General features: G+C 59.6%; 5 protein-coding genes and 2 pseudogenes. 3 read left to right on the plus strand and 4 right to left on the minus strand.

The annotated features are described in order from the left end of the window. Positions 1-42: 42 nt before the first annotated feature. Complete coding sequence (locus AWB78_RS40975; protein ID WP_232478100.1) at positions 43-807, minus strand: reverse transcriptase domain-containing protein; 765 nt, start codon at positions 805-807, stop codon at positions 43-45. A gap of 608 nt (positions 808-1,415) precedes the next feature. On the opposite strand from AWB78_RS40975, the gene AWB78_RS40980 reads away from it, so the two are divergent. Then, positions 1,416-2,198, plus strand: a complete 783-nt coding sequence (locus AWB78_RS40980; protein ID WP_082883634.1) for a tyrosine-type recombinase/integrase — start codon at positions 1,416-1,418, stop codon at positions 2,196-2,198. 9 nt (positions 2,199-2,207) lie between these two features. On the opposite strand, the gene AWB78_RS40985 is transcribed toward AWB78_RS40980, so the two are convergent. Genes AWB78_RS40985 through AWB78_RS40995 form a run of 3 tightly spaced genes read right to left on the minus strand, consistent with a single transcriptional unit; the run spans position 2,208 to position 5,382 of the window. Further along, positions 2,208-3,206 carry a site-specific integrase gene (locus tag AWB78_RS40985; RefSeq protein WP_062612821.1) on the minus strand — a complete coding sequence of 333 codons (999 nt, stop codon included), beginning with the start codon at positions 3,204-3,206 and terminating at the stop codon, positions 2,208-2,210. Then, complete coding sequence (locus AWB78_RS40990; protein WP_062612823.1) at positions 3,203-4,147, minus strand: tyrosine-type recombinase/integrase; 945 nt, start codon at positions 4,145-4,147, stop codon at positions 3,203-3,205. The genes AWB78_RS40985 and AWB78_RS40990 overlap by 4 nt, the downstream gene beginning before the upstream one ends. Further along, positions 4,144-5,382 (minus strand): site-specific integrase, encoded by a 1,239-nt coding sequence (locus AWB78_RS40995; protein WP_062612825.1) that lies wholly within the window; start codon positions 5,380-5,382, stop codon positions 4,144-4,146. Before AWB78_RS40995 ends, AWB78_RS40990 begins: the two co-directional genes overlap by 4 nt. A 158-nt stretch (positions 5,383-5,540) precedes the next feature. On the opposite strand from AWB78_RS40995, the pseudogene AWB78_RS44685 reads away from it, so the two are divergent. Next, positions 5,541-5,732, plus strand: a pseudogene (locus AWB78_RS44685) (tyrosine-type recombinase/integrase); the annotation flags it as partial. 8 nt (positions 5,733-5,740) lie between these two features. Next, a pseudogene (locus tag AWB78_RS41000) lies at positions 5,741-6,395 on the plus strand (IS91 family transposase); the annotation flags it as partial.

The raw sequence follows: 6,395 nt of genomic DNA on the forward strand, positions 1-6,395 counted from the left end.
ACCAGGGCGCCAGGCACTCCCTCGAAATGCGCAGGCTCCATTTTATGCGGCAGTTTGCTCTGTTGTTGGTGGCGTTACAACCGCCCCTTGAGGACTGCCGGAAGTCGGCGTCCAACGCGTCATGTCTTCCATGATGTCTTGCTTGAGAAAGTACTGGATGAGTTCCAGAACCCGGCCGTCCGAGATTCGCCCTGCCACTCTCGCAAGAAGAGGTGAGTGTGGAATCGAGTCAAAATAGCTTTGCAGGTCGGCATCGACCACCCAGCAGTAGCCCGCTTTCACATGCCGGTCTACTTCGCGCAGCGCATCCTTGCAGCCCAAGCCCGGGCGAAAGCCGTAGCTTCTCGGCTCGAACTCCTGTTCAAAGATCGGCTCGATTACCAGCTTTAGGGCCGCTTGAACTACACGGTCTTTTACAGCGGGTATACCGAGCGGGCGGCGTCCTTTACCTTTCGGTATGTAGACGCGCCGCACTGGCTGCGGGCGATAGCTACCGTCCTGCAATGCGTGCGCCAGTTCAGCGAGGTATCGGTCTCGCGCTTGCGCGAATCGCTTCACGCTCATGCGGTCGACTCCCGCCGCCCCGGCGTTCTTCTTGACCTGAGCCCACCCCAGCGCGAGCGTGTCCAGGCGAAACACCTTGTCGATCAGACTATGCCATTTACCTCCTTTAACTCCGTTTCGTAGAGCAGCCAACATAGCGTCCGTCCAGATTGCGGCTGACGCGAATTTCCGCTGCACGCAGCTTCCCAGCGCGTCTGCATCTCGTCTAGTCGTTTCCGACACTGGTGATGCTTCGATCTTCATCTTTGCCTCGTTCCGGACTTCTGCTATCAACCTTCCTGCCCCGCTTCCCTAGTGCGCCTTTTGCTCTGACGCAGGTCTCCACGGCTTGAAGCTGCCATGTGCAGTACTACCGGGACTCTGACTCCTGCCAGCGTTCACCTCGCCGACAGGTCTCCCCGCTTGCTTCGTGCCACCGTCCCATCGTTCCGTCCTCAATCACGTGGTATGCCACCGCATCGCTTTGTCCGCCACGACAGCGTGCTGTGTTACTTCCAGGCTTCGCCACTTTAGTGCAGGCTCGCCGCAATACTCCGCCGAAACAGGTTCGTTAACCTACGGACCGACAGTTCGCCTCCGGTTACTCCCCACCCCGTCTCACGACGACGCAGTTACCTTCAGCTACGGAGCTGTGGCCAACTCCGGCAGGGACTTGCACCCTGCAAATGGCACGCCATCACAGGCGTACACTAAACCGCTGACGCGGTAGGGGGAGGAGAGCGAGAGCCGATGGCTGACGTTCATTGGTGGCGGTGAGCTGACGCAGGACCCCAACGAGGGGACGCAGACACCTCCAGGCGCAGTATGTGGATGCCCAACCGGGCTCCACCACTGCTTCCAGGAGGTTAGTCATGACGCCGCTGCGCCAACGCATGCTGAACGACATGCAGATCCGCAATCTCGCTGATAACACACAGAAGTCCTATCTGATCCAGGTAGCCAGTTTTGCCCGCCACTTCCGCCGCTCACCCGAACTGCTGGGTCCGGAGGAAATCCGGGCCTGGCTCGTCCATCTTCGCGAGGAGCGCATGCTGGCACCCGCCAGCCTCGGTCCAACGATCGGCGCACTGCGTTTCCTCTACCGCGTGACGCTCAAGCGACCCTGGAGCGACGAGGACTTTCCATTGCCCAGGAAGCCGTTCCGACTGCCTGTCGTTCTCAGCCTGGAGGAGATCACCACCTTCTTCGAGTCGGTCGCCGGTCTCAAGCACCGCACGATCCTGATGACCGCGTACGCCGCCGGACTGCGGGTGTCGGAAGTCGTCCATCTGAAGGTGACCGATATCGATAGCAAGCGCATGGTCATCCGTGTTAACCAGGGGAAGAACCGTAAGGATCGTTATGTAATGCTGTCGCCGAGGCTGCTCGAGATCCTCAGACTGTACTGGCAGGACGCCCACCCGAAGGAATGGCTCTTTCCAGGCAACATTCCGGGGCACCCCATCACCCGCCATGCCGTGGGCGACGCATGCGAGCTTGCACGCAAGCGCAGCGGCATCACCAAACCCGTGACACCCCATTCCTTGCGTCACTATGTACCCTTCCGGATTATGTCGGGTGACGTGGTTGAACTCCAACAATTGACCAGATTGCGGGCCGTCAAAGAGATGGGCTCAAGCGGTCACCCGATATAATTCGGCAGCCTAAAGACTGTTCAGGAAGTCGAGGAGCTCGTCTGTTGGCTTGAAGCGGCCTGGCTTGCCGCGTCGCGGAGTTGTCTTCTCAAGGGCCTGTTCCTTCATCGCAAGAGTCGCTTCGACATAAATTTCCGTGGTTTCCACCGATTCATGTCCGAGCCACAACGCGATGACCGAGCGACGAACGCCTGATTGCAGAAGGTCCATGGCCATGGTGTGTCTTAAACAGTGAACAGTGACCCGCTTCTGATTCAATGACGGGCAAACTTCACACGCGGCCTTGCGGTGCTTGTTTAGCAGATACTGCACACCATGAACACTGAGGCGTTCGCCGCGCTCGCTGGGAAATAGTACTGTGCCATCACCACGTTGTGGCTCTCGCAGCCACGCTTTCAGTACAGTGCGCGTGGATCTCGCGATGGGTGTACAGCGCTCCTTTCGACCCTTTCCGATGACCCTCACGTGTGCGCCGGTGCCAAGCACCACATCCCCGCGATTGAGTCCGGTCATCTCGGACAGGCGCAGACCGGTCTGGACTGCGACCAATAGAAAGGCGTGGTCGCGCCGGCCAGACCACGTGCCCTGATCAGGCGCAGCAAGCAAGGCGTCGACTTCTGGAGGCGTCAGGAAGTGGATCAGCTTACGGGTGAAGCGCTTGCTGGGGATGGCAAGCACCCTCTGGATCTGGGCAGAATGGGCCGGTGCTTCGAGAGCGGCGTAGCGAAAGAAGGAATGAATCGCCGCAAGGCGCAGATTTCTGGTGCGAACGCTAACGCCCTGGTTCTTCTCAATCTCGTCGAGAAACGCGACGATTAGTGGAGCATCGATGTCTTTGAGGTTTAGCTGCGACGGGGACTTATGCAGGCGCTGCTGCACGAACTTAAGGAATTGACGATAGGTATCGCGGTAGGCACCGATGGTGTGAGGGCTCGCCTGACGCTCTTCCATCAGACGCTGCGTGAAGAAGCGCTCCAGTAGCGGAGCAAATGTGGCGGTATCATTCATGGCCGATCTCCCCAGAGTTGTTCAAGCCGGCGCATCGCCTCACGCATCAATTCAGGCGAACCGTTCAGATACCACTGCGTATCCTCGACGTGAGAATGGCCGAGGTAGGCTGACAGGATTGGCAGACGGCGCTCCGGGTCATCTCCGGACTTGTACCAGCGTACAAGTGTATTCGTGGCAAACACGTGTCTCATGTCGTGCAGACGCGGCCCGTGACTGTCGGATGCCCCGCGTAAGCCAATCTGCCGCGACAAGGAATAGAAAGTGCGATGAATCGTACCGGCATCCATTCGGTTACCCCAGCTGGAAACAAAGAGATAGGAAGATACCGATCGACCCGCCCAGTGACGCTCACGCCGCGTGATGTAGGTTGCGAGCACCTTGCATGTTGAGGCATGCAAAGGAATGAGTCTCGTCTTTCCGAGCTTCGCGCCGCGGATCGTTAATATCGCCTCCGTCAGATCCACGTCCTGAAGCTCGAGATTGCGCGCTTCACCCAGGCGCATGCCCGTGACGCTCAACAGCCCGAACAGGCAGTGATAGGTCCATGGCAGCAGTGCAGCCCGTTCATCGTGGTATGGCATCTGCAGCGCCGCCCGTAGCAGGCTACGGATCTCGTCGGCCGAGTATAGGTATGGTCGGGCCCGCTTCGGCCGAAATGGCAACAAGCCTGGTGCTGGTATTTCCGTGCGGGGATCGGTAGCACTGCGATATCGCGCGAACCCACGCAACCAGCGCATTCGTTGCGCCCATCGGTCGGGCTGGACATTTGTGGGTTGCCGAGCCCAGGCGAGCGCCAACGCCTGCGTAACGTAAGAAGCACGATGCTGTTCCATGAACGCGACGAAATCGGGTAGCGCTGTGCTCTCCTCCCTCAATTTGAATCCCAGGCTGCGCCACAGGTCGAGGTAATCCTGAACAGCCTGCCGAAGCGTATTCATCGTACACCTCCGGGCCAAGGCAACGCGAGTGCGCGCAATGCCTTGATGTCGACCCGAGTGTAGATCATCGTGGTCTGTGGGTGACGATGACCCAGCACCTCGCCAATCTCCGTAAGAGACGCTCCATGACTCAGCATCTGGGTAGCCAGTCCGTAGCGGAACTGATGGGCACCGGTTGTGGGCGCGTCAATGCCGGCACGCTGAAGTGCACGCCGAACGACGCAGCCGAGGCTACTTGGCCCACGAAAACCCGTGATGCCCGCGCGTGCACGTAAAAATACGCGGCGACTGGCGCTCTTCGGCCGCCCGTGCTGCAAGTAGGCGGCGACGGCTTTGCCGACGTCCGCAGGTAAGGGTAGCTCGATGCGTTGTCCGCCCTTGGTGCGAACGCTCAGTTGACCTGCGTCCCAGTCGATATCATCGAGTTCGAGGAAAACCACTTCACTGGAGCGCAATCCCAATCGCGCGAGCATCAGCAGGATCGCGTAGTCGCGACGACCGACTGCAGTCCGTCGATCGATACTAGCCAGCAACTTCCGAGTCTGGTCTGCTGAGATTCCCCGGGGAATTGACGGCCTCGACCAGTTGGCGACCACCGGAACGGCGGCAGCGAGGTCCAGCGTGATGTCGCCGCGATAGCGCATATAGCGCAGAAAGGATCGCAGAGCAGTGGTCATAAGCTTCGCCTGCTTTAGATGCAGTCGTGGCGCCAGGACCTGGACAAAGCGCACGACATCGGCCGCACCTAGTTTCGATAGCGTGACCCTCCCATTCCCGAACCGATGTTTGAGAAACTCGCGGACGAACGGCACGTAGTTAATGATCGTGGCTCTGGCAAGAGCCTGAATATCGCGCAAGTACGCTTCGTACTCCTGTACACAGCGCTCAACCGCTGAAATCCGAATTGCTGCCATCTGCTCAGGCGGAATCACGCCTTCGCCGCGAAGGAAATCAATAAGCTGTCTGAGCGCCGCCCGATCATCGTTGCGAGGCCGGAAGTGCCGGGCACGATAGCGCAAGTATCGTGTTGCGTGATCGAAGCAGATGTCCCGTACTCCCACACCTCTCTGTTTAAGCCATCGACTGAAACACGCGGCGATCCGGACCTTCCGCTTCAGGGACCATACGTTGTAACCCTGCGCGCAGATGGCGTTGGCAAAGGATGATAGATGGGCTGCGAGTGGACCTTCAGGTTCTCGCGAGAGAACGACCTGATCATGAATGGTGTACTTCACGACGAACTCCTTCCATACGTGGGTGGAGGAGTCAAGATTATCTCTATCCGTCGTTGGCCATTTGCCCATAAAAATGGGCTATCAGGATGCTACAAGACATAATCCGGAAGGGTACATAGTGACGCTTATTTACCCAGCGATATAAGCGCCACGCGTTCGCCACGCACCTGCTGGAAGCCGGTACTGACGTGCGCCGGATCCAGCTGCTGATGGGCCACAGGTCCCTTGCCACGACCTCGCGTTATCTCAAAGTCGCCACCAGCACCGTGTGCGCCACCACCAGTCCCTTCGATCTGCCGCCGCACCCCGCACCCATTCCATCCCCACCACCTGCGCCCGAGTACTTCTGATCGCAGTCATGCGCCCGGCGCTCGAAGTGGCGGACATTTTCCGCCAGTTATGCCCAGTTTCCGGCTATCTCATGCCGAGGGGCTCAGTCGTGTCCAGCGACGCGTGATGAGTGCCATCGAGCTGTGTCGTACCGCCGCGCTTGGCGCCCATCTCGAGCAGTGCGATGCCTGCGGCCATCAGCGCATCAGTTACGACTCATGCCGCAATCGCCACTGTCCGAAGTGCCAGTCCCTCGCCCGCGCGCAATGGCTCGAACGCCGGCAGGCGGAGCTCCTCCCCTCGACCGAGTATTTCCATGTCGTCTTCACGCTTCCCGAATCCGTCGCCGCGCTCGCGTTCCAGAACAAGAGGACGCTCTACGATCTGCTGTTTCGCGCCAGCGCCGAAACGCTGCGCACGATCGCCGCCGATCCGAAACACCTCGGTGCCGGGATCGGCATCCTCACGATCCTGCATACGTGGGGACAGAATCTGCAGCATCACCCTCATGTGCATTGCGTGGTGCCGGGCGGCGGCATCGCGCCGGACGGCGAGCACTGGATCGCCTGCCGTCCCGGCTTCTTCCTGCCCGTGCGGGTCCTCTCGCGGCTCTTCCGGCGGCTCTTTCTCGAACAGCTGCGTCGCGCTTACGACACCGGCGGGCTACGCCTACATGGCCAACT

Origin of the sequence: Caballeronia calidae (assembly GCF_900044055.2) — a bacterium.
Taxonomy (GTDB): domain Bacteria; phylum Pseudomonadota; class Gammaproteobacteria; order Burkholderiales; family Burkholderiaceae; genus Caballeronia; species Caballeronia calidae.

Bases quoted from the DNA above. Each gene is read 5' to 3' on its own strand.
- AWB78_RS40990 (WP_062612823.1), bottom strand. From the start codon at position 4,147: ATGAATACGCTTCGGCAGGCTGTTCAGGATTACCTCGACCTGTGGCGC.
- AWB78_RS40985 (WP_062612821.1), bottom strand. From the start codon at position 3,206: ATGAATGATACCGCCACATTTGCTCCGCTACTGGAGCGCTTCTTCACG.
- AWB78_RS40975 (WP_232478100.1), bottom strand. From the start codon at position 807: ATGAAGATCGAAGCATCACCAGTGTCGGAAACGACTAGACGAGATGCA.
- AWB78_RS40980 (WP_082883634.1), top strand. From the start codon at position 1,416: ATGACGCCGCTGCGCCAACGCATGCTGAACGACATGCAGATCCGCAAT.